General features: G+C 52.1%; 14 protein-coding genes, 2 tRNA genes and 1 pseudogene. 13 read left to right on the forward strand and 4 right to left on the reverse strand.

All coding sequences use genetic code 11. From position 1 onward, the window contains the following. Positions 1-76: 76 nt before the first annotated feature. Positions 77-1102, forward strand: a complete 1026-nt coding sequence (gene purR, locus AC07UY_RS06945) for an HTH-type transcriptional repressor PurR (protein WP_203357959.1) — start codon at positions 77-79, stop codon at positions 1100-1102. Here purR and punR read toward each other — a convergent pair. Then, entirely contained in the window at positions 1099-2031 is a 933-nt protein-coding gene (punR, locus tag AC07UY_RS06950; protein WP_494659811.1) for a DNA-binding transcriptional activator PunR, read from the reverse strand. The genes purR and punR overlap by 4 nt on opposite strands. A gap of 113 nt (positions 2032-2144) precedes the next feature. Between punR and punC the strand changes: the two genes are divergently transcribed. Together punC and cfa are read left to right on the forward strand one after the other, a co-directional pair. Beyond that, positions 2145-3350 (forward strand): purine nucleoside transporter PunC, encoded by a 1206-nt coding sequence (gene punC / locus AC07UY_RS06955; protein ID WP_203357961.1) that lies wholly within the window; start codon positions 2145-2147, stop codon positions 3348-3350. 293 nt (positions 3351-3643) lie between these two features. After that, positions 3644-4792 (forward strand): cyclopropane fatty acyl phospholipid synthase, encoded by a 1149-nt coding sequence (gene cfa / locus AC07UY_RS06960; RefSeq protein ID WP_276291880.1) that lies wholly within the window; start codon positions 3644-3646, stop codon positions 4790-4792. Positions 4793-4833: 41 nt separating this feature from the next. On the opposite strand, the gene AC07UY_RS06965 is transcribed toward cfa, so the two are convergent. Beyond that, complete coding sequence (locus AC07UY_RS06965; protein ID WP_494659813.1) at positions 4834-5475, reverse strand: riboflavin synthase subunit alpha; 642 nt, start codon at positions 5473-5475, stop codon at positions 4834-4836. Positions 5476-5693: 218 nt separating this feature from the next. On the opposite strand from AC07UY_RS06965, the gene mdtK reads away from it, so the two are divergent. The 6 genes and pseudogenes from mdtK to AC07UY_RS06995 all read left to right on the forward strand — a co-directional run bounded on the left by mdtK (position 5694) and on the right by AC07UY_RS06995 (position 19636). After that, complete coding sequence (gene mdtK / locus AC07UY_RS06970) at positions 5694-7067, forward strand: multidrug efflux MATE transporter MdtK (protein ID WP_494700942.1); 1374 nt, start codon at positions 5694-5696, stop codon at positions 7065-7067. 440 nt (positions 7068-7507) lie between these two features. After that, positions 7508-8641, forward strand: coding sequence for a porin OmpC (ompC, locus tag AC07UY_RS06975; protein WP_494700943.1), 1134 nt, complete (start codon positions 7508-7510; stop codon positions 8639-8641). Positions 8642-8915: 274 nt separating this feature from the next. After that, positions 8916-10258: pseudogene (locus AC07UY_RS06980) on the forward strand (cation:dicarboxylate symporter family transporter). A 291-nt stretch (positions 10259-10549) separates the two neighbouring features. Next, positions 10550-10626, forward strand: a tRNA-Val gene (locus AC07UY_RS06985). Positions 10627-10630: 4 nt separating this feature from the next. After that, a tRNA-Val gene (locus tag AC07UY_RS06990) sits at positions 10631-10707 on the forward strand. 361 nt (positions 10708-11068) lie between these two features. Beyond that, positions 11069-19636 carry a glycoside hydrolase family 94 protein gene (locus AC07UY_RS06995; protein WP_494700944.1) on the forward strand — a complete coding sequence of 2856 codons (8568 nt, stop codon included), beginning with the start codon at positions 11069-11071 and terminating at the stop codon, positions 19634-19636. Between the two features lie 19 nt (positions 19637-19655). On the opposite strand, the gene AC07UY_RS07000 is transcribed toward AC07UY_RS06995, so the two are convergent. Continuing rightward, complete coding sequence (locus AC07UY_RS07000) at positions 19656-19889, reverse strand: hypothetical protein (protein ID WP_007374831.1); 234 nt, start codon at positions 19887-19889, stop codon at positions 19656-19658. Positions 19890-20036: 147 nt separating this feature from the next. On the opposite strand from AC07UY_RS07000, the gene AC07UY_RS07005 reads away from it, so the two are divergent. The 4 genes from AC07UY_RS07005 (at position 20037) to AC07UY_RS07020 (ending at position 22173) form a co-directional block, all read left to right on the forward strand. Next, entirely contained in the window at positions 20037-20213 is a 177-nt protein-coding gene (locus AC07UY_RS07005) for a YnfU family zinc-binding protein (protein ID WP_238929141.1), read from the forward strand. An 80-nt stretch (positions 20214-20293) separates the two neighbouring features. Further along, positions 20294-20563: a hypothetical protein gene (locus tag AC07UY_RS07010; protein ID WP_494659816.1), complete on the forward strand. Its 270-nt coding sequence runs from the start codon at positions 20294-20296 to the stop codon at positions 20561-20563. A gap of 550 nt (positions 20564-21113) precedes the next feature. Then, the gene (locus AC07UY_RS07015; RefSeq protein ID WP_101737839.1) at positions 21114-21254 is read left to right on the forward strand and encodes a hypothetical protein; all 141 of its coding nucleotides are present in this window, start codon (positions 21114-21116) and stop codon (positions 21252-21254) included. Between the two features lie 109 nt (positions 21255-21363). Further along, a complete protein-coding gene (locus tag AC07UY_RS07020; RefSeq protein WP_494700945.1) occupies positions 21364-22173 on the forward strand; it encodes an MBL fold metallo-hydrolase in 810 nt (269 codons plus the stop codon). A 59-nt stretch (positions 22174-22232) separates the two neighbouring features. Here AC07UY_RS07020 and AC07UY_RS07025 read toward each other — a convergent pair whose 3' ends face one another. Further along, positions 22233-23189, reverse strand: a complete 957-nt coding sequence (locus AC07UY_RS07025; RefSeq protein ID WP_494659818.1) for a YdhT family protein — start codon at positions 23187-23189, stop codon at positions 22233-22235. Positions 23190-23192 lie beyond the last annotated feature (3 nt).

Consider the following 23192-nt stretch of genomic DNA (forward strand, 5'->3'; position numbering starts at 1 on the left):
GCGATAAGGGTGTGTAAAGGCAAACGTTTACCTACAGTATTTTCAGGAGTTTGGATATGGTCTGGAGTGAAATGTAATGGCAACAATTAAAGATGTAGCGAAGCGAGCAAACGTTTCCACTACAACCGTATCACATGTAATTAACAAAACGCGTTTTGTCGCAGAAGAGACTCGCAATGCTGTCTGGGCAGCAATCAAAGAATTGCACTACTCCCCGAGTGCCGTCGCCCGCAGCCTGAAGGTGAATCACACCAAATCTATCGGTCTGCTGGCAACCAGCAGTGAAGCCGCCTATTTCGCTGAAATTATTGAAGCCGTTGAGAAAAACTGCTTCCAGAAAGGCTACACCCTGATCCTTGGCAATGCCTGGAATAATCTTGAAAAACAACGGGCCTACCTTTCCATGATGGCGCAAAAGCGTGTGGATGGTCTGCTGGTTATGTGTTCGGAATATCCAGAGTCTCTGCTCTCCATGCTTGAAGAGTATCGCCATATTCCAATGGTGGTTATGGATTGGGGCGAAGCGAAGGCTGACTTTACCGATACGGTCATTGATAACGCGTTCGAAGGCGGTTATATGGCCGGTCGTTATCTGGTGGAACGCGGTCATCGTGAGATAGGCGTCATTCCTGGCCCGATGGAGCGTAACACGGGGGCTGGCCGCCTGGCGGGCTTTATGAAGGCGATGGACGAAGCGCTGATAAAAGTCCCGGAAAACTGGATTGTACAGGGCGATTTTGAACCTGAGTCTGGTTATCGTGCAATGCAGCAAATCCTCTCTCAGACCCATCGCCCTACTGCGGTATTCTGCGGTGGCGACATCATGGCAATGGGGGCGCTCTGCGCTGCTGACGAAATGGGTTTGCGCGTACCGCAGGATATTTCGGTGATCGGTTATGACAATGTGCGTAACGCGCGCTATTTCACACCCGCACTGACCACTATTCACCAACCGAAAGACTCACTGGGTGAAACGGCCTTTAATATGTTGTTAGACCGTATCGTCAACAAGCGTGAAGAGTCGCAGTCTATTGAAGTCCACCCGCGACTGATCGAACGTCGTTCGGTTGCGGATGGTCCGTTCCGCGACTATCGTCGTTAAGCTTCCCCGGCGGGAACCTCTTCAGGTTCTCGCAACCACTCTTTATTCAGCGTTTCACTGTCGCCTAAATACTCCAGCAGCCAGGCTAATGCGGGCGACGTGTCATTTTGCTGCCAGGTCAGGCAGCATGCTGCATCCGGGAATGGATTCTCCAGGGTCAACGCGACCCATTTGCCACTGTCGACCCACGGTTTTGCAAAATGCGTAGGCACCATCCCGACACATAACCCGGCGGAAAGACAGGTTGCTGACGATTCCCAATCCGGTACGATCACGCGCTTTTGGTTGTCCAGCAGCCAGGTGATACGTTTAGGCAGTGTCCGTGACGTGTCTTCACGGACCAGCGACGGCCAGTTGCGCAACGTATCATCACTCAAGGGTCCGGGCATCGCCGCCAGGGGATGATGACTTGCCACCACGCAGCTCCAGCTCAACATTCCCATATCGCGAAAGGTATAGCGCCCGCCGACGGGGATCGCCTGCGTCGCCCCAATGGCCAGTTCCACGCGTCCGTCGGAAAGCGCATCCCAGACGCCGTTAAACACCTCCTGAGAAACGATCAGCTCGACGTCATCAAAGTGGCGATAGAAGTCGACAATCATCTGCCGGGTGCGTTCTGGTCGCACAATATTATCTACCGCGATAGGCAGTTGCCCTCGCCAGCCATTCGCAATCTGTTGGCACTGCTGGCGGGTGATCTGCATTTTTTTGATAACAGAGCGGCCTTCTTTTAAAAACCAGGCGCCGGCGGGCGTCAATTCCACATCCCGGTGGCGTCGTTCAAACAGGGGAACCGCCAGCCACTCTTCCAGTTGACGTACGGTGTAGCTGACGGCCGAGGGCACGCGATGCAGTTCCTGGGCGGCGGAACTGAAGCTACCATTGCGCGCGACAGCATCAACAACTTCAAGGGAATATTCTGACCACATATTCTGCCTACAAAAAATTTGAATTCAGTAGACAAATATTAGCGTTTCACAACAGGAATTTCACTCCCTACACTCTGCGGCAATGTCTTACTGATAAAAAAAGAGAATGTATTATGCAACCGGGAAAAGGGTTTTTAGTCTGGCTGGCGGGTCTCAGCGTACTGGGTTTTCTGGCAACAGATATGTACTTACCTGCATTTGCTGCCATTCAGGCCGATTTGCAGACACCTGCCTCTGCCGTCAGCGCCAGTCTGAGCCTGTTCTTAGCCGGGTTCGCCATCGCCCAGCTCGCCTGGGGTCCGCTATCCGATCGTTACGGTCGTAAGCCCATACTATTGCTCGGTTTGTCGATCTTCGCCCTCGGAAGTCTGGGTATGCTGTGGGTAGAAAGTGCAACAGGCTTGCTGGTTCTGCGCTTTATCCAGGCCATTGGCGTGTGTGCTGCTGCTGTTGTCTGGCAGGCACTGGTGACGGATTACTACCCGTCGCAAAAAGTTAACCGTATTTTTGCCACCATCATGCCGTTGGTCGGGTTGTCGCCTGCGCTTGCGCCATTGTTAGGCAGTTGGATCCTCGCGCATTTTTCCTGGCAGGCCATTTTCGCCACGCTGTTTGTGATTACGCTGATCCTGATGCTGCCCGCCCTGCGTTTAAAACCCACCGCAAAAGCACGTGACGATAGTCAGGATAAACTGACGTTCACTACCCTGCTGCGTTCGAAAGCCTATCGTGGGAACGTGCTGATTTACGCAGCCTGTTCCGCCAGCTTCTTTGCATGGTTAACCGGTTCGCCGTTCATCCTTAGTGAAATGGGTTATAGCCCCGCAGTGATTGGTCTCAGTTATGTTCCGCAAACCATCGCCTTCCTGATCGGTGGGTACGGTTGCCGCGCAGCGTTACAAAAATGGCAGGGGCAACAGCTGTTACCCTGGTTATTGGTCATCTTCGCATTGAGCGTCGTCGCGACCTGGGCGACCAGTTTTATTAGCCATGTATCGCTGACCGAAATTCTGATCCCCTTCTGTGTCATGGCTATCGCCAACGGCGCGATCTACCCTATTGTTGTGGCTCAGGCATTGCGCCCATTCCCACAAGCCACCGGGCGTGCCGCAGCATTGCAGAATTCACTGCAGTTGGGTCTCTGTTTCCTGGCCAGTCTGGTCGTCTCCTGGTTAATCAGCACACCGTTGCTGACCACCACCAGCGTCATGTTATCGACCGTTGCGCTCGCAGGATTGGGGTATTGGATGCAGTCGCAGGCGAGCGAGTCCACGCATCACACCGCGCACTCTGAGATGGCACACAACGATTCGTACTAAAAATAGCGATAATAGCCACTGATTAGCTCGCTAACTTTTTTGGGTTGTTTCACCGATTATTGAGGCCTATACTCATTTTCGGTTGTTACATAAATACGATAAATATTACGTTCTAACGGGAGCCGGAGCGCTCCCGTTTAGCCAGGGAATGGTCTTTTCGGCAAGGGTTCTCCCTTCCTCTGTTCTACGTCGGATTATAGGCTCGCGGACTTTTTTCCGTGAGATTTCTCACAAAGCCAAAAAGCGTCTACGCTGTTTTAAGGTTCTGATCACCGACCAGTGATGGAGAAACTATGAGTTCATCGTGTATAGAAGAAGTCAGTGTACCGGATGATGACTGGTACCGTATCACCAACGAATTACTGAGCCGTGCGGGCGTTGCTATCAACGGTCCTGCCCCGGCTGATATTCAAATCAAAAACCCCGATTTTTTCAAACGTGTATTGCAGGAAGGATCGCTGGGTTTAGGTGAAAGTTACATGGATGGCTGGTGGGAGTGCGAACGACTGGATATTTTCTTCAATAAAGTTCTGCGCGCAGGCCTCGAAAATCAACTCCCTCACCATTTCAAAGATACACTCCGCATCGCAGGCGCACGCCTGTTCAACCTGCAAAGTAAAAAACGCGCCTGGATAGTCGGCAAAGAGCATTACGATCTTGGTAATGATCTTTTCAGCCGGATGCTTGACCCGTATATGCAATATTCCTGCGCCTACTGGAAAGAAGCCGATACTCTGGAGTCTGCCCAGCAGGCGAAGCTAAAAATGATTTGTGAAAAATTGCAGCTTAAACCGGGTATGCGCGTGCTGGATATCGGCTGCGGTTGGGGCGGATTATCACAATATATGGCGGCCAATTACGCGGTCAGCGTGGTGGGCGTGACCATTTCTGCAGAGCAGCAGAAAATGGCGCAACAGCGCTGCGAAGGTTTGGATGTCACCATTCTGCTGCAGGATTATCGCGACTTACAGGATCAGTTCGATCGTATTGTCTCGGTAGGTATGTTTGAACATGTCGGCCCCAAAAACTACGACACCTACTTTGAGGTGGTTGACCGTAATTTAAAATCTGACGGCCTGTTTCTGCTTCATACCATCGGCTCTAAAAAGACCGACAACAATGTCGACCCGTGGATCAATAAATATATCTTCCCGAACGGTTGCCTACCTTCCGTACGCCAGATAGCCAACGCCAGCGAACCGCATTTTGTGATGGAGGACTGGCACAATTTTGGCGCCGATTATGATACAACGCTGATGTCGTGGTATTCGCGCTTTATCAATGCCTGGCCTGAAATCGCAGATAACTACAGCGAGCGTTTTAAGCGGATGTTTAGTTACTATTTAAATGCCTGCGCTGGCGCATTTCGCGCCCGAGATATTCAACTCTGGCAGGTCGTTTTTTCGCGCGGTGTTGAACACGGTCTGCGCGTTCCCCGCTAACAGAGCAGCCCCCGAAATTCTGCGGGGGCCACTTTCATCTTTTAAGCGTCATTCGCCAGCTTATTTACGGCGCTGTCCCGGGCCGCTAATACGCGCTCAACCGTATCGATAACCGCCTGGGTTTGCGGGTCAATTTCGATATTCACGCGAGCGCCCAGCTTTTTCTTGCCAAGCGTAGTGCGTTCGAGCGTTTCTGGAATAAGGTGAACACAAAAACGCGTTGCGGTCACTTCTCCCACGGTCAGGCTGATGCCATCGATGCCGATATATCCTTTGTACAGAATATATTTCATCAACTGCGGATCCTGCACTTTGAACCAAATCTGACGGTTATTTTCTGAGGTCAGAATTTTTGAGATCTCGGCAGTGGTCATAATATGGCCCGACATTAAATGCCCACCAATCTCATCACTGAATTTGGCGGCGCGTTCAACATTAACCAGATCGCCGACGTTCAGCTCACCTAAATTAGTAATGCGTAAGGTCTCTTTCATCAAATCAAAACTGATCTGATTGCCCTTGATTTCGGTGACGGTCAGACAACAACCGTTGTGCGCCACCGACGCGCCCGTCTCCAGCCCATCCAGCATGTATTCAGGTAATTCCACTACATGAGTGCGAAAATTCGGTTTTTCATCAATAGACACCAGTCTGGCGGTGCCCTGCACAATACCCGTAAACATACCTGCAACTCCTGAAATCAGTTTGAATATCTCTGCCCAGCACAATAGCAGGTGAAAATTCAGGTTGCCAGCAAAGTGCCGCTCACACCTGTTTTTTCACTGGAGAATTACACATTCCCCGCTACAATAGACTGCAAATTCCCCTGCATCTTCTTCTTGCTGCCAATCAAGGCGGCTTTTCTGGTCTCTCAAATAACAACAAAAAACAAGGTGTATACGTGCAAAAGTATATCAGTGAAGCGCGTCAGTTATTAGCTCTGGCAATACCGGTGATTCTCGCGCAAATCGCCCAAACCGCGATGGGATTTGTTGATACCGTGATGGCCGGTGGATACAGCGCCACAGACATGGCGGCTGTCGCCATTGGCACATCCATTTGGTTACCGGCCATTCTGTTCGGTCACGGTCTGCTGCTGGCAATGACCCCCGTTATCGCGCAGTTAAACGGTTCCGGACGCCGTGAGCGGATCGCCCATCAGGTGCGCCAGGGATTCTGGCTGGCGGGGAGTGTCTCCGTCCTCATCATGGTCGTGCTGTGGAACGCCGGGTATATCATCCGCTCCATGCATAATATTGATCCGGCGTTGGCCGATAAAGCCGTCGGTTATCTGCGGGCCCTGCTCTGGGGAGCGCCGGGCTATCTGTTTTTCCAGGTAGCGCGTAACCAGTGCGAGGGATTGGCCAAAACCAAGCCCGGCATGGTCATGGGCTTCCTCGGACTACTGGTCAACATTCCGGTTAACTACATCTTCATTTACGGCCATTTTGGCATGCCGGAACTGGGCGGCGTCGGCTGTGGTGTTGCTACTGCGGCAGTGTACTGGGTGATGTTCATCGCGATGGTTTCCTACATCAGGCGTGCGCGTTCGATGCGCGATATTCGTAATGAGCCAGGATTCAGTAAACCTGACACCGCCGTCGTGAAACGGTTGGTCCAGTTGGGTCTCCCGATCGCGTTAGCCTTATTCTTCGAAGTTACCCTCTTTGCCGTAGTGGCATTGTTGGTATCGCCGCTGGGTATCGTCGATGTTGCGGGTCACCAGATTGCTCTCAATTTCAGTTCGTTGATGTTTGTACTGCCAATGTCGTTGGCGGCGGCGGTGACGATTCGTGTGGGGTATCGTTTGGGTCAGGGATCAACACTGGATGCGCAGACCGCAGCCAGAACCGGTTTGGGCGTCGGTGTCTGTATGGCCATGATGACGGCAATTTTCACGGTAACACTGCGAGAGCATATCGCCCTGCTCTACAACGATAATCCGGCAGTCGTTGCGCTGGCGGCACAGTTAATGCTGCTGGCAGCGATTTATCAGATCTCCGACTCCATTCAGGTCATTGGCAGCGGTATTTTACGTGGCTATAAAGACACGCGATCCATCTTTTTTATCACCTTTACCGCCTATTGGGTGTTGGGTTTACCGAGCGGGTATATCCTGGCGTTAACGGATTTGGTTGTTGACCGTATGGGACCTGCTGGCTTCTGGATTGGCTTTATTATCGGTCTGACCTCCGCAGCCATTCTTATGATGCTGCGTATGCGATATCTGCAACGCCAACCTTCTACGGTTATTTTGCAACGCGCTGCGCGATAAATACGCAATCCCCACCTAAAAGCCAAAAAAAAACCGAACACACATTGTGTGTTCGGTATCCAACAGATGAATAAATGTACTACTGCGTAAGCAGAATATCACGCAAGTGCATATCCATCCCTCTCATCGTAGATTTAATAAATAAATTAAAAACTCATACTTGAGTCACAAAGCTAACGATAAAAAGAGCCGCACAGGTCTACGGCTCGTTAATTATAACGATTTAAATATTTAAAACAAATACACCAAACTAATGTGAAATATTATTTCATTCACTAGACGAATGAATATTTCCATTAGTTACGATTGTATTAACTGATAACACATAATAAATAGTTAGGATTTGCTGAACTATTGAGATTCAGCTTAGGATATTATTGATTCAATGAATCGCAATTAGTTCCATCTTCTAAAAATAAATTCGGTATTCGAGGGATAAAATGAAAAGAAAGGTATTGGCTATCGTCATTCCAGCCCTGATGGCGGCTGGTGCAGTTCATGCTGCTGAAGTTTATAACAAAGACGGTAACAAGTTAGATCTCTATGGCAAAGTCGATGGTTTGCATTACTTCTCTGATGACACCAACTCTGATGGTGACCAGACTTATATGCGTTTAGGTTTCAAAGGTGAAACTCAGATCACTGACCAACTGATTGGTTTCGGTCAGTGGGAATATCAGGTAAACGCCAACACCACCGAAAGCGACCATGGCAACAGCTTCACCCGTCTGGCGTTTGCCGGTCTGAAATTCGGTGATTACGGTTCATTCGACTACGGTCGTAACTACGGCGTTCTCTACGACGTTGAAGGCTGGACCGATATGCTGCCAGAATTCGGCGGTGACTCCTATACCAAAGCTGACAACTTCATGACCGGTCGTGCCAACGGCGTAGCGACTTACCGTAATAACAACTTCTTCGGTATGGTTGATGGCCTGAGCTTCGCGCTGCAGTACCAGGGCGCTAACGAGAACCAGGTTACTAACGAAAATGGCCAGGTGATTCAGGAAGGTACAGGCAATGGCGGCGACCGTAATGTGAAAAATTCCAACGGCGACGGGTTCGGTATCTCCTCTACGTATGATCTGGGGATGGGCGTCAGCTTCGGTGCTGCATATACCTCTTCCGATCGTACTAATGAGCAGGTTAACCATTCAACCGCCGGTGGCGATAAAGCGGATGCGTGGACGACGGGCCTGAAATATGATGCTAACAACATCTATCTGGCAACCATGTATTCTGAAACCCGCAATATGACGCCGTATGGTGGCCGTTCTGATACTATCGCCAACAAAACGCAGAACTTTGAAGTCACTGCACAATATCAGTTCGACTTCGGTTTACGTCCGGCAGTTTCTTTCCTGATGTCTAAAGGTAAAGACCTGGTCGGTGCGGACAACGACAAAGATCTGGTGAAATATGCTGATATTGGCGCGACGTACTACTTCAACAAAAATATGTCCACCTACGTTGATTACAAAATCAACCTGCTGGACGAAGACGACAGCTTCTACTCACGTAACGACATCGCGACTGATGACGTCGTCGCTTTAGGCCTGGTTTACCAGTTCTAATATTTGCCCTGTATAAAGTAGCCCACTCTGCAATAGGTGGGCTTTTTTCTTATATTCTCCTGGCTACGGACAAATATCCGTTCCCCCTTTCTTTGGCTTAATATTCGCCACATACAAATAAATCACCACGACTCCACAATTTTTGTGTGCATTCAGGGTGCATACCTCCTTATAATCTCGCCCGGCTCTATGACTTGTTTAAGACATAGATTTATTTACTGAAACAAACTCTTTCCGGCATTTCAGGTGCTGAATGAGGCAAGAGGCTTAAAATATGTTCACCACGCTCGCATATGTTGCGCTTTTTTTGATCTGTTCATGGGGGTATTTAAAATAGATCAGAAGAGTCAATCTCTTTCCCGGTGTGTCTTCATTGCTATTTTTTTGGGTGCCGCCATTGGCATATCTCTCCACTTTATGGCAGCCGAGAACAGCAAAACCATTATGGAATGGTATAGCATCATCGGAAACGGCTATGTCAACCTGTTAAAACTCGTCGCCATTCCACTGATTTTCATATCCATTCTTTCTGCGATTAACAAACTCGAAAACAATGCAGGCATCGGTAAGATGTCTTTGACTATCGTCGCCTGCATGCTGTGTCTGGTGATGATCGCCGGATTCGTGGGGCTGCTTACAGCGCACACCATTGGACTGGATGCCAGCGCCTTTGGACAGATGCAATCAACGCTGACAGCGGAGGATGTCGACAAAACGGCGGCTGTATCATTACCACATTTGATAACATCGTTAATCCCCACCAATATATTTCTCGACCTTACCGGGGCCAGAAGCGTTTCCGTCATTGGTATCGTCATTTTTACCCTTCTGGCTGGCATTGCGCTGTTAAAAGTCAAAAAAGACGCCCCCGAAGAAGGTAAAAAATTAAGTGCGGGTATTAATGCCATACAAATTTGGGTAATGAAGATGGTGCGTATCGTCATTGCGCTGACGCCTTATGGGGTGATGGCATTAATGGCAAACGTATTTTCGACATATCAGCTTTCACAATTTACCAGCCTGCTGGGGTTTATTGCCGCTTGTTATCTGGCGGTGGCAATGATGTTTATCGTGCACGCCATTTTGCTGGTGCTGAGTGGTAAAAATCCCATTCACTACTTTAAAACCGTTTGGCCCGTGCTCACCTTTGCCTTTGTCTCACGCAGTAGCGCAGCGTCAATTCCTCTGGCGATATCTGCACAGGAAAAATATGGCGTACCGAATACGATTGCCAATATTGCGGCGTCTTTCGGCTCCAGCATGGGGCAGAACGGCTGCGCGGGTATTTATCCTGCCATTATGGTGGCGATGATTGCGCCAACAATGGGTGTCGATCCGTTATCGCTTCATTTCCTGGCAACCTTGCTTCCCGCTATTGCGCTGGGTTCAATTGGCGTCGCGGGTGTGGGTGGCGGTGGCACATTTGCATCACTGATCGTTCTTTCGACGCTGAACTTCCCGGTGGCGCTGGTCGGTATCTTTATTGCGATAGAACCTGTCGTTGATATGGCAAGGACTGCCCTCAATGTGAATGGCTCAATGATGTCTGGTGTTCTGGCAACCCGATTGCTGAGTGAAAAAGGTCAGGAACAACAAGACAGTGCAACGCTGAATTAACCTGTATTCAGGGTTTTCTCAAGCCTATCTGTCTCCTCAGCGTTTGCCCCTTTCCCCCGGGAGCACACGCTGAGGGTTCACACCTCAACCCCATTTATCTGATAATTCACCTACCCCATGATGCCCTCAGCGTACAGTCTGAGTGAAAAACACGCTGCAATATCAACAAAATATAAGCAACTTGTTTAAATACTCTGCGATCGAGTGAATTCAGAAAGAAAAATACCATTTCCCTCTTGCCTCATCCTGACTCTGCCGCTAATATTCGTCCCCGTTGTCACCTACAACGTTGCGTTCATAGCTCAGTTGGTTAGAGCACCACCTTGACATGGTGGGGGTCGTTGGTTCGAGTCCAATTGAACGCACCATTTTGCGTCCGTAGCTCAGTTGGTTAGAGCACCACCTTGACATGGTGGGGGTCGGTGGTTCGAGTCCACTCGGACGCACCATTTCACAGATTGTGACTTGGTGCCTCGCTATTCTCATTAAATTTTCCTCAATATTATCAATACTTAGTTTTATCTTACTCGCAGTCAATAAAGCATTTTTTTCTCTCAATTCCGTTGCCGTCCGTTGCCTTCCACCTGCAGCCACAACGCTTTGGTTCATCTTAGATTAGCCCCATCGATCACCAGACACTTCGCCGCGCTGAATCGTGAGGCAATCCTGGCAAAAAATCGATGTTCTATACTTAATGAAGTGTCCCAGCAGCTGTTAAATCCCCGATGCCTTACGCCCATCCTGAGAAAATGTTTCTGAACTGATTTCGCAACTGCTCCCGCGCGTTAACGTCGCATCAGAGCAACTTCGATGAAAATGAATATTAGGGCGTGGTTCAGCCATTTCCGTTTCTTACCGCCTGTAGCTGAGCGACAGACGCTCCAGAGCAACGAACTGCCAGGCGAAAATAGCCTCAGAGCCGAGCTGTTTTCGACACCGCAGATGGCGCGTTTCGGACAAAAACTGGCGCGTTCCCATAAATTGTCTCCTGACAGGTTGCCTTACTCTCTTCTCAAACGACTGAGCGATAATGAGGCCGTCATTACGCAAAACTGCTATGTGCTCAATGCCGGAAAAAAGGCGAGCATTATGCCCGCTGGCGAGTGGCTGCTGGATAATTACTACCTCATTGAGGAGCAGATCCGTATCGTTCGCCAGCACCTGCCGAAAAACTTCGGTAAGGGGCTACCGGCACTGGCGTCGCCACACCCGTGTCCACGCATTTACGATATCGCGACCGAGGCCATCGCACACGGAGACGGACGCTGGGACACCGCCAGTCTGACCAGTTATATCACCGCTTATCAGCAAGTGGCGCCGCTCACGTTAGGCGAAATATGGGCTTTACCCGGTATGCTGCGACTGGCCCTGATTGAAAATCTACGCCGCGTCAGCATAGAGGTGGTAGAAGCCCAGCAGGAACGCAATCTGGCCGACACCTGGGTTACGCGAATCGTCGAGTGCGCCGAGAATGCCCCCGCCGACCTGATCATGGTGATTGCCGATCTGGCGCGCTCCCGCCCTCCGCTGAGCAGTGCATTTGTGGCCGAACTGGTACGCCGCCTGCAGGGGCGCGGCAATGTGCTGGCGCTGCCGCTAACCTGGATTGAGCAACGTCTTGCTGAGCAGGGCGTCACCGCCGATGCCCTCATTCATCGTTTCAACCAACAGCTCGCCGCCAGTCAGCTTTCAGTAAGCAACAGTATCACCGGTTTGCGTTTACTGAGTGAAACCAACTGGGCCGATTTCGCTGAAGCCATGAGCGTTGTGGAACAGACGTTACGTCAGGACCCTGCCGGTATCTATCCCCTGATGCACTTTGATACCCGCGACCATTACCGCCATGTGATTGAAATTCTGGCCCGGGGCAGCCGCTTCAGTGAACCCGACGTCGCCCGACGCGTGCTCACGCTCTCCAGAGAATCCCCCCCTGACACACCGGGACGCCATATTGGCTATTTTTTGATGGGTGAAGGCCGGAAGCGTCTGGAAATACAGCTGTCAGCCGACACCTCGCGGTTCATCCGCCTGCGGCACAGTTTCAACCAGATCCCCCTGCTCTCCTGGCTTGGCAGCCTGAGCCTGTTGACGATGGCGGCGACAGCCGAAATAGTGCACGAAACGGCGCTGTCGGGGATGGGCTGGTTGCTGATACCGCTGATTGTGGCGATCAGCCAACTGGCAAGCGATCTGCTGAGTGAGGCGACCACCCGTTTTCGCTCACCGCGACCGCTACCGCGAATGGATTTTTCTGCCGGTATCCCGCAGGGTTCCGCGACCATGGTGGTGATCCCCTGTCTGCTGAACGATCGCGAAAGTATCAGCAAACTCATTACCCGTCTTGAGGTTTGCTGGCTTGGTAATCAGAGCGAACATCTCTGTTTCGCCCTGTTGACCGACTTCATTGATTCAGCGAATGAAAACTCGCCGGAAAACAGCGAACTGCTCGATCAGGCTCTCTCACAGATGCAGGATCTTAACCGTCGCTATCCGGCCAGCCGCCCCCGTTTTTATCTGCTCCATCGCGCACCTGAATGGAACCCGCCCCAGGGCGTATGGATGGGTTATGAACGCAAACGGGGCAAACTGGCGTTGCTCAACAGCTGGTTACGTCATCCTGACACACAGTTTTCCAGCGTGGCGGGGCTGCCTGCTGATCTGTTACCGGAGGCGATCCGGTATGTGATTACGCTGGACAGTGATACGGTTCTGCCCCGTGATACCGCGCATAAGCTGGTCGCGACGATGGCGCATCCGCTGAACCAGCCGGAATATGACCCCGCACGCCAGCGGGTGGTCAAAGGATATGGAATTTTACAGCCAGGGCTGGCGGAAGAGATGCCGCGTAACGGACAGGGTCGCTATGCCGCCATGTGCAGCAGCGTACCGGGCAACAACCCGTACTCGATGATGTCTTCCGATATCTATCAGGATCTCTTCGGAGAGGGGTCGTTTGTCGGGAAAGGGATTTACGATGTCGATATCTTTGTTCAGGCCACGAAAAATACCTGCCCTGAAAATCTGGTCCTTAGCCATGACTTACTGGAAGGGTGTTATGCCCGTTCGGGTCTGCTGAGCGAGATCTTACTTTACGAACAATACCCGAATAACTACCTTACCGACGTTGCACGGAGAACCCGCTGGATCCGCGGGGACTGGCAGTTACTTAACTGGCTTAAACTCCGCGTCAGAAAGGCGGATGGAACTCACGATAAAAACCCGTTATCCGCGCTTTCTTACTGGAAATTATTCGATAATCTGCGGCGCAGCCTGGTGGCGCCTTCGTTGCTGGCGCTTCTGTTTTGCACGCTGGTGTGGGTACCCAATCCATTTTACTGGCTGGGCGTCCTGGCGCTGGTATGGCTGCTACCCACGGCGATGGCCGTCACCCACGATCTCATCAGGAAACCCGCCCGCCGTCCCGTGGGGCAACATCTGCTGCTGGTTGCGACCGGCGCACTGAAGCGGCTTTCCCGCATCGGGCTGAACATTGTCACCTTACCGCATGAAGCCGGGTACTCTTTATACGCCATTGCCGTGACGCTGTGGCGGCTGGGGTTCAGTCAACGCAACCTCAGTCAGTGGGCCAGCTTCAGCCCGGACAGCGATCGGACGAAGACATCCCCCGTGCGCTTTTACCGGGCGATGTGGATGAATGTGGTCAGCGGTGTGGCGTTAACGGTGCTGACTGCGCAGGTTGCGCCGGGGTTCTCAGCGATCGCGTTGCCGGTCAGTATCGTGTGGTGCCTGACGCCACTGCTGCTGAGCTGGATGAGTCGCCCGCCAGTACGTAACGCATTTTCGCCCAATAAAGAGCAGAAACAGCTGTTACGGCAGACGAGCCGTGAGATCTGGGCCTTTTTTGAAACATTCACTACGGCAAATGAGAACTGGCTTACGCCTGACAACTATCAGGAAATACCGCAGCCGGTGATTGCCCACCGAACCTCCCCCACTAACATTGGTCTGTCGCTGATGGCCAACCTGACCGCGTGGGATTTGGGCTATTTGCCCATCGGTGAGGTGTTGCAGCGCATCACGCTCACCCTCGACGCGATGGATAAAATGGAGCACTTCCGCGGTCATTTGTATAACTGGTATGACACCCGTACCCTTGCGCCCCTCAACCCCCGTTATGTTTCAAGCGTCGACAGCGGCAATATGGCAGGCCATTTACTGACGCTGCGCGAAGGGCTGTCTGCCCTGCGCAATCAGCCGGTCTTAAACAGCGAACAGGTGCTGGCCGGGCTGGACGACACGCTGAGCATCCTGGAAAAACACTGGGGGCAGAACGCGCCAACCGGGCTGCGACTGCTGCGCAAACATTGTCACAGCGCCACCTCGTTGCCTCCGGCGCTGTTGTTTACCGAGCTCAAAAAAATGCGCACTCAAAGCAACCATCTGACGGCGTTGTGCCATCACGAAGACCATCTTGTGCTGCGCTGGACTGAACACTTACAACACCAACTGGTCCTGATCTGCCACGAATGGACGCATTTGCTGGGCTGGTTAACGCCAGAGTATGACGCGCAGGCCCTGCCGTCTCTGAACTGGCTTGCTCAGGCAACTTTTACCGGCGAAGGAACACCTCCGGCATCGACGATCGCGCTGGCACGCATGCGACTGAATATCATCACCGAGCTGGAACAGCGGCTGAATGAGCATGCACGCATGGATTTCACCTTCCTGTACAGCAACGTGACCAGCCTGCTCAGCATCGGTTACAACTGCGACAGTAATACGCTGGATAAGAGTCACTATGATCTGTTGCCCTCCGAAATTCGCCTGACCAGCTTTCTCGCCATCGCAACCAACCAGTTGCCGCTCAAAAGCTGGTACGCCCTGGGGCGGCTGTTCACCACCATTGAGAAAGAAACCGCGCTGATGTCCTGGAGCGGCTCAATGTTTGAATATCTGATGCCCAATCTGGTGATGCCCACCTGTCCCGGCAGCCTGCTTGACGACATGAGCCAGTCGGCGGTGATGCGCCAGATTCACTGGGGAAAAGAGCGCGGGGTGCCGTGGGGCGTTTCAGAGTCTGGCTACCACGCGTTTGATGTGCAGCACAATTATCAGTATCAGGCATTTGGCGTGCCGGGTCTGGGTCTTCGTCGGGGGCTGGCCGACGATATGGTGGTCGCCCCTTACGCCACGCTACTGGCACTGATGGTTTCACCACAGAAGGCCTGTGAGAACCTGGCAAGGCTGGAGAAAACCGGCGCTCGCGGCGAATACGGCTTTTATGAAGCGCTGGACTATACGCCGTCACGCCTGGCAACCGGACAGCTGTATGCCGTGGTGCAGTCATGGATGGCTCATCATCAGGGCATGGCCTTTCAGGCTCTGGCTCACGTGTTGCTTAACGCCCCAATGGCCGACAGATTCATGTCGAGTACGGCATTTCAGTCGGCGAGCCTGCTGTTGCAGGAGCGGGTGCCGGATGCGGTCGATCTCTACAGCCCGCGCCGCCATTTTGAATCTCATGAAGGGAGAGTCAAACCGGTTCGCTACGAACCCCGCATTTTCACCCGGGTAGACAGCCTGGTTCCTGAAGTGCAGCTGTTGTCCAATAGCCATTACCATCTGATGATGACGCCTGGCGGCGGTGGTTACAGCCGCTGGAACGATATCGCCCTCACCCGCTGGCACAGCGATACCACCCGCGATAACTGGGGGGCATTCTGCTATATCAGCGATACGCAAACGGGTGAAGTCTGGAGCAATACCTGGCAACCCACGGCAGATAACAACTGTCACGATGAAGTGATATTTACCGATGCGGGCGCGGAATTCAGACGCACGCTCGGCGCGATCAGCGTCAAAACGCAGATTGTGGTCTCGCCGGAAGATGATATTGAACTGCGGCGGGTAACGCTGCTGCATCATGGCCGTCACCCACGTCTCCTGGAGCTGACAACCTACGCGGAAGTGGTACTGGCGCCTGCGGCCAGCGATCTGGCGCATCCGGCATTCAGCAATTTATTTATCCAGACTGAGCTTATCCCCGCCCAGAATGCCATCCTCTGTCACCGACGTCCGCGCTCTCCGGATGAACCAAATCCCTGGCTGTTTCACATGATGGTGGTGCATGGCGATACGCGGAAGAACGTCTCGTTTGAAACCGACAGAGCGAAATTTCTCGGTCGCGGCAGAAGCCCGGCAGAAGCTCTGACGGTCAGACAACACGGGCCGCTCAGCAACACGGCGGGATCCGTGCTGGATCCGGTACTGGCGATACGCCACGCCGTCACCCTGCAACCCGGACAACCGGTGATTATTGATATCCTTTATGGTCTCAGCGAAAGCCGTCAGCAAAGCCTGGCGCTGCTGGAAAAATATCGCGATCACCCCATCGCCGATCGCGTCTTCGAACTGGCCTGGTCGCACAGTCTGGTGGTATTACGGCAGATTAATGCCAATGAAGACGATGCCGCGTTGTTTAATCGCCTTGCCAGCGCGATCCTTTACCCCTGCCAGGAACTGCGTGCCGACAGCCAGACAATCAGCCGTAACCGGCGCGGACAGTCGGGTCTGTGGGGCTGGGCGATTTCTGGCGATCTGCCCATTGTGCTTCTCAGTATCACCAGCGAGGAGAGCATGCCCTCCGTTACCACGCTGATTCAGGCGCACCGCTACTGGCGGCTAAAAGGGCTGGCGGCGGATTTAGTGATTCTGAATGACAGTCCAGGAGGTTATCAGCAGGCGCTGCAAAACCAGATTATGGATCTGATTTATGCCGGTTCTGAGGCCAGTCAACTGGATAAATCCGGCGGGATTTTTGTCCGTAATGGCGAGCATCTTTCCGCCGAAGACAAGCTGCTTTTGCTGAGTGTGGCGCACCTGTATCTGGATGACCGCGCAGGCGGGCTGAATGAACAGCTTGATCAGCGTATTCATCTCCCTAAAACATCGGTGCGGCCTTTTATTCCGCACGTTGGGCCGGGGATAAACCAGCATCTCCCCTGGACACCGGATACCGCTCAGCTGTTCCATTTCAACGGGCTTGGCGGTTTTTCTCAGGATGGTCGTGAATATCAGATTGTGCTCAGGGAAAACGAACCGACGCCCGCCCCCTGGTCAAACGTGCTGGCAAATGCCGGTTTCGGCAGCGTATTGTCGGAAGCAGGACAAGCCTATAGCTGGTATATGAATGCCCATGAATACCGGTTAACGCCGTGGGAAAATGACCCGGTCAGCGACCGCAGCGGCGAAGCCTTCTATTTGCGTGATGAAGAGAGCGGCGTGTGCTGGTCGCCGACCACGCTGCCGGTACGCGGCGAGGGGGATTATCTTACCCGCCACGGTTTCGGCTACAGCGTGTTCTCTCACCGTGAGCGCGGCATCGACAGCGAACTGACGGTGCTGGTTGCTGAACAGGCTCCGGTTAAACTGGCGATCCTGACGCTCAGTAACAACTCCGGGCGCACGCGCAGACTATCAGTTACAGGCTACGTGGAATGGACACTGGGTGAATCCCGGACACGTTCCGCGCTGCATGTTGTCACCCATGCGGCAAGCGTCGCCGGTGGATGCGCCGTGATGGCCAATAACTTTTATGGCGCCAGCGGTGCCGGACGCACTGCATTTTTTGCTGTTACCGGCGTGCATTGCTCGCTGACGGGCGATCGCCGCGAGTTTCTCGGTCGTCAGGGTTCACTGCAAAAACCGGCGGCATTAAGCCTGCGCAGGCTGTCTGATAAAACAGGTGCCGGTCTTGATCCCTGTGGCGCAGTGCAGTCTGCGACCACACTTATCGATGGCGATCAACGGACGTTTATTTTTGTGCTCGGCGTTGGCGAAGATCAGGCTCAGGCCCAGGCAACACTCACCCGCTATCTCAACGAAGAGGCCGCGCGCGAAGAGCTGAACAAGGTTCATCGCTACTGGCACCACATGCTCGATAAAATGGTGATCAACACGCCGGACAGTACCGTTAATTTACTGGTGAACGGCTGGCTGCTGTACCAGACGATGGCCTGTCGCCTGATGGCGCGCAGCGGCTACTATCAGTCCGGCGGCGCGTTTGGTTTTCGCGATCAATTGCAGGATACGCTGGCGTTGAGTCACACCGCGCCGCAACGGCTGCGCGAGCAGATTGTCCTCTGTGCGTCACGGCAGTTCACTGAAGGCGATGTCCAGCACTGGTGGCACCCGCCTCAGGGCAGTGGCGTGCGCACACGTTGTTCGGACGACTATCTCTGGCTGCCGCTGGCCGTCTGTCACTACGTGGCAACAACCGGAGATGCAGAGGTACTGGAGCAGCCCATACCTTATCTGGAAGGTCGCCTGCTCCAGCCGGGCGAAGAGTCCGTTTACGACACGCCGGTAACCAGCGCCATCGAAGAGACGCTCTGGTTGCACTGCGTGAAAGCGATTCGGCATGGGCTACAGTTTGGGCAGCATGGCCTGCCGCTCATCGGGGCGGGCGACTGGAATGACGGGATGAACCGGGTCGGCATTGAAGGTAAAGGTGAAAGCGTCTGGCTGGGGTTCTTCCTGTATGACATTTTACAGCGCTTTGCCGATCTTGCCGAACAGCGTCAGGACGCCAGTATTGCTTTGCTGTGTCGCACGCAGGCCGTGCAATTACAGAAAAACCTCGATGCCTCTGGCTGGGACGGTGAATGGTACCGACGCGGATATTTTGATGGCGGCGAACCTCTGGGCTCCAGGCTTTCGCAGGATTGTCAGATTGATGCCATCGCGCAAAGCTGGTCCGTACTCTCCGGTGCCGGAAGTCCGGAACGCAGCGCCCGAGCCATGCAGTCGCTGGATGAACGTCTGGTAGACCGCGATGCTGGCCTGATCAAACTGCTGGCACCACCGTTCGATGGTCACGGACCGAATCCGGGTTACATTCAGGGATATCTGCCTGGCGTGCGGGAAAACGGTGGGCAGTATACGCATGGCGCAATCTGGGCAATCATGGCGTTTGCCCGGATGGGCAAAACCGCACGCGCCTGGCAGTTGTGGTCGATGATCAATCCGATAAACCATGCGCGAAATGCCAGCGAAGTAGAAATATATAAAGCGGAGCCTTACGTCATGAGTGCGGATGTTTACAGCGTCGCGCCGCATACCGGACGTGCCGGCTGGAGTTGGTATACCGGATCTTCTGGCTGGGCATACCGACTGCTGACTGAGGAGCTACTGGGAATTAAACGTTACAAAGACACCTTCACTGTTCACGCTCAGTTGCCTGATGAATGGCCGTCACTCAGCCTGATGTACCAGCATGGTCACAGTTGGTATCACATCACCATTTCGCGCGGCAGCGAGGAATATCGGGTCACACTGGATAGCAACACACTGCCAGATGATAAAATCCCGCTGCTGGATGACGGGCAAAACCATACGGTTGATATCCTGCAAAAGTGATGCCGTCGAAAAATGCGCATTAACGTCTGCCGTTAATGCGTTGATTATCTCTGAGAACATCTATCGCGGTCTGCATCGCCACTTTATCATCCCTTCTTTTTTGCTTTCCCTGCATGACCTGAAGGTACTCAAGCAGCGTCCGGGTGTTAATTGGCCGGCCCTGTTTACCAACAGCCAGCACGGCTTCGCCAAGGATAATTTTCACTGGCGGCAATTGTGCCGGGTACCAGTCAAGAGTGTCTTCTGATTTCATTATAAATTTCTCATGGAAGGGCATTATATCACAATATCCAGTCTTACTCTCTGACGCATTCCCCAGACACAGAACCAAACACATATAAGCTCAATATTATTAAATATAGGCGTATACTTAATTATTAAACTTCTGGAGTGTTAATTTATGTCTTATACAAGTGGCTTGCGAAAATTTAAAGAAAGACCTGTGCATGTAACCTGCCCTGCCTGTAACCACACGGCAGACCAAAAAGCAGGTAAACTGCGAAAAGATGCGGTGCTGGAATGTCCTTCATGCGGGCTGTTATTTCTACCATCAGAATGCTGGTGCATTGGCGGCTAGCCAGCAATTCCCTCTTCGAAAGAAAACGAAACAGGAAAATAACCACATATCAATGTGATACTGTGATAAAGGTGAATCTCATGAAAAACAAGAAAGCTGTTTTTATTGAAGGGCATATCATTGCAAACCGACTTTTTGGAGATGCAAGGCCCCCCTTTTGTATCCACAGGGTTATGTTCAGCAACGGAAAATATGCGATCGTTCGGGCTGCGTCCGGGATATGCTTCAGTCCCGGAGACGTTATTCAACGAAACGATTGCGAATGGTTTTTCAACGATGAAAAAACTCGCCTGCTCTCCTTCGAATATCTCGAAGAAAATGAATCTCAGAGGCAACTGCTTGAATATTAATAATGTATTACTGAATTTATGAACAGATAAAAAATCACTGATGCAAATACGGAAATTAGAATACAGGATGACGTTCCTGTTGCTGTTTATTGACTATTTTATCTTTTCATTTCAAACGAAGGGACGCGGTCTTATTTAATACATATCGCTAAAGACTAATTTTCCTTATGCATTACAACGTTCAATGACATTAAGGAGAAGTTGTGCCACAGGTCTGTACTAACGCTTTACTTCATCGTGCGAGACTGTTGCGCACATCGAAGTACCGAGAAAATTCCGTTTAGAAATGCAGAGTTGGTACATAAAATGGTCAGCAAAAAAGTGCGCTCCCAAGGGTTCTGATAGATAAATCATAAACATACTCATCTACTGTACGATTTTGGTCCATCAGCTTGGACGTACCCGATCTCTTCTTCCTTCAGGCGCATTGACTTCTCTTTCGGCTTACTCCCCTTCGATTAAGCCCACTTTGCTGTACTTTGTTTGTTGATTATGTCCTTTCTGAAATATAATCAGAGGTTGATAAACACAGAAATGAAGCAGGTAGCTGATGGAAATTGATCTCGATAATCTGGTCTTTAACGGGCTGGAAGAAGCGGAAGAGCGTAATGCAGAGCGTCTTGATGATGCAGACAAAAAAGCGCAAGCGATTGTGGCCGATGATGACTGCGGCGACGCCTGCAAAATCTAATGTTTAAACCGGCTTCGCGCCGGTTTTTTAATGTCATTGATTCCTTCTTGCCCTATTGAGACTTCCCCGCAGATAGCAGACAATTCAGCCTTATGGCTGGAGAATGACCATGTCTTTGAAAATCAGCGTGCTACTTGAAAATCATCTGGCAAAAGAAAGCCACAATTCCTCTCCATTGATATCCAAACCCGGCCTCAGTTTGCTCATTGAAGACGGCCAGGACAGACTACTGTTCGATACCGGCCCCGATGATAGCTTTCTGAAAAATGCCCTGAACATGGGGATTGATCTCAACACCCTGACGGCAGCTCTCCTTTCCCATGGACACTATGACCATTGTGGTGGCGTACCGTGGCTCCCGGAAAAGACGCGGATCATCTGCCATCCTGCCATCAGTCAACCACGTTTTGCCGCGCTCACATTTGCCGGGATTAAAGCAAAATTCAAAAAGTTGTCAGTCGACGTTGATTATTCACGCTTTATACAGGAACCAACATCAACGCCGGTGGACATCAGCGCACGTTTCATGTGGTCAGGCGAGATCTCAACCCCTTCTCCAAAAGCCTATGGCGTACTTGGCGATCCTGCTCGGTCCACAGATTACATTCAGGATGAGGGTGTGCTGATCTATAAATCAGCACAGGGACTGGTGATCATCACTGGCTGCGGTCATAAGGGGATTATCAACATTGTACGTCACTGCCAAAACATCACCGGCATCACGCGTATCCATGCCATTGTCGGTGGGTTGCATCTGCGGAGTGCGTCACCGTGGGCTTTATGGAAAATCAGACGTTTTCTCCGCAAGGAAAACCCAACGTATATTTTCGCCTGCCATTGCACGGGTTGGTGGGGAAAATTGTGGCTGCCTTCGCTGCACAGCCCTGCGACGGGGGAAGTGGTCGTCATTCCGGAATAAGAGACATCGCGGCGCGTTGAGCGGGCAATAGTCGACCTGTATTGAGACTCCAGACTGACTCAGCACGCCACAAACTGGTGGTGTTCATTGAGCCGGTATTTCACCCCAGCCTGAATATTGTCCTCCCCTTCAATGGCAACGGCAAAGCGTGTGCGAACCCCATCGTGATAGGCCAACGCGGCGCACCCTCCGGGTCCAAGAATGATGGAATCCACATGCCCGACGCTGGCGATAACGGCATGTTCGCCACTGGCAACTATATGAACGTTATCACCGCTATTGGCTATTTTAGGCTGTTCACCAAAACAGGTTATGTGTGACAGATCGCCCGCGCTGGCGATATTACTTCTGCTGCCGAGGGTACTGACTCGCACACGCATTCCCGTATTGGCGATACGCGTGCTATTTCCGGCGCTGCTAACGCGGGTTGAATTCCCCGCCACCACCACACGGGCACGATCGCCTGAACTGCCAATGTGGGCGTTATATCCCACACTGCCAATACGCACGCCATAACCCGCACTGGCAATCTGTGTGGCATAACCGGCACTGCTCAGCCAACCATTGTCCCCTGTGCTGCCGATATAACTGTGGGTCCCTGCGCTGGCCACTTTCACATTGTCTCCGGCACAGCCTAACCGCACGTTATCGCCCGCACTGCAGATCTGCGCGCTATTCTCCGCATTCGCCAGCTGTTCTTTATCTTTAACCGTGGACAATTTACTGAAACAGGGGGCAACGCTTTCCGCATCATGAGGAAAAATGGCATTCGGCGGAGTCAGTGCATTCGCCAAAAAATCCATGGTACGAATATCCTGACGCACAAAGCTCTCTTCACTCAGCCACTTTGTCCACGCATATTCCACCAGACTGTTTGCCCAATCCGCATAGCCTTCGAACTGGAGCGTGCGATGCACGTCTGCGTAACTCCCCCCATCAGGAAAATGGCGAATAAACCATCGATACATTACGGGCCCGACACGCCAGGCCCGCAAATCCTTACGCGTAATCACCATCGA

This window comes from Citrobacter sp. GW821-FHT02E08 (assembly GCF_059421685.1).

What these genes read in the sequence shown, in the direction of transcription:
- purR (WP_203357959.1), top strand. Translation starts at nt 77, where the DNA reads ATGGCAACAATTAAAGATGTAGCGAAGCGAGCAAACGTTTCCACTACA.
- punR (WP_494659811.1), bottom strand. Translation starts at nt 2,031, where the DNA reads ATGTGGTCAGAATATTCCCTTGAAGTTGTTGATGCTGTCGCGCGCAAT.
- punC (WP_203357961.1), top strand. Translation starts at nt 2,145, where the DNA reads ATGCAACCGGGAAAAGGGTTTTTAGTCTGGCTGGCGGGTCTCAGCGTA.
- cfa (WP_276291880.1), top strand. Translation starts at nt 3,644, where the DNA reads ATGAGTTCATCGTGTATAGAAGAAGTCAGTGTACCGGATGATGACTGG.
- AC07UY_RS06965 (WP_494659813.1), bottom strand. Translation starts at nt 5,475, where the DNA reads ATGTTTACGGGTATTGTGCAGGGCACCGCCAGACTGGTGTCTATTGAT.
- ompC (WP_494700943.1), top strand. Translation starts at nt 7,508, where the DNA reads ATGAAAAGAAAGGTATTGGCTATCGTCATTCCAGCCCTGATGGCGGCT.
- AC07UY_RS06995 (WP_494700944.1), top strand. Translation starts at nt 11,069, where the DNA reads ATGAAAATGAATATTAGGGCGTGGTTCAGCCATTTCCGTTTCTTACCG.
- AC07UY_RS07000 (WP_007374831.1), bottom strand. Translation starts at nt 19,889, where the DNA reads ATGAAATCAGAAGACACTCTTGACTGGTACCCGGCACAATTGCCGCCA.
- AC07UY_RS07005 (WP_238929141.1), top strand. Translation starts at nt 20,037, where the DNA reads ATGTCTTATACAAGTGGCTTGCGAAAATTTAAAGAAAGACCTGTGCAT.
- AC07UY_RS07010 (WP_494659816.1), top strand. Translation starts at nt 20,294, where the DNA reads ATGAAAAACAAGAAAGCTGTTTTTATTGAAGGGCATATCATTGCAAAC.
- AC07UY_RS07015 (WP_101737839.1), top strand. Translation starts at nt 21,114, where the DNA reads ATGGAAATTGATCTCGATAATCTGGTCTTTAACGGGCTGGAAGAAGCG.
- AC07UY_RS07020 (WP_494700945.1), top strand. Translation starts at nt 21,364, where the DNA reads ATGTCTTTGAAAATCAGCGTGCTACTTGAAAATCATCTGGCAAAAGAA.
- AC07UY_RS07025 (WP_494659818.1), bottom strand. Translation starts at nt 23,189, where the DNA reads ATGGTGATTACGCGTAAGGATTTGCGGGCCTGGCGTGTCGGGCCCGTA.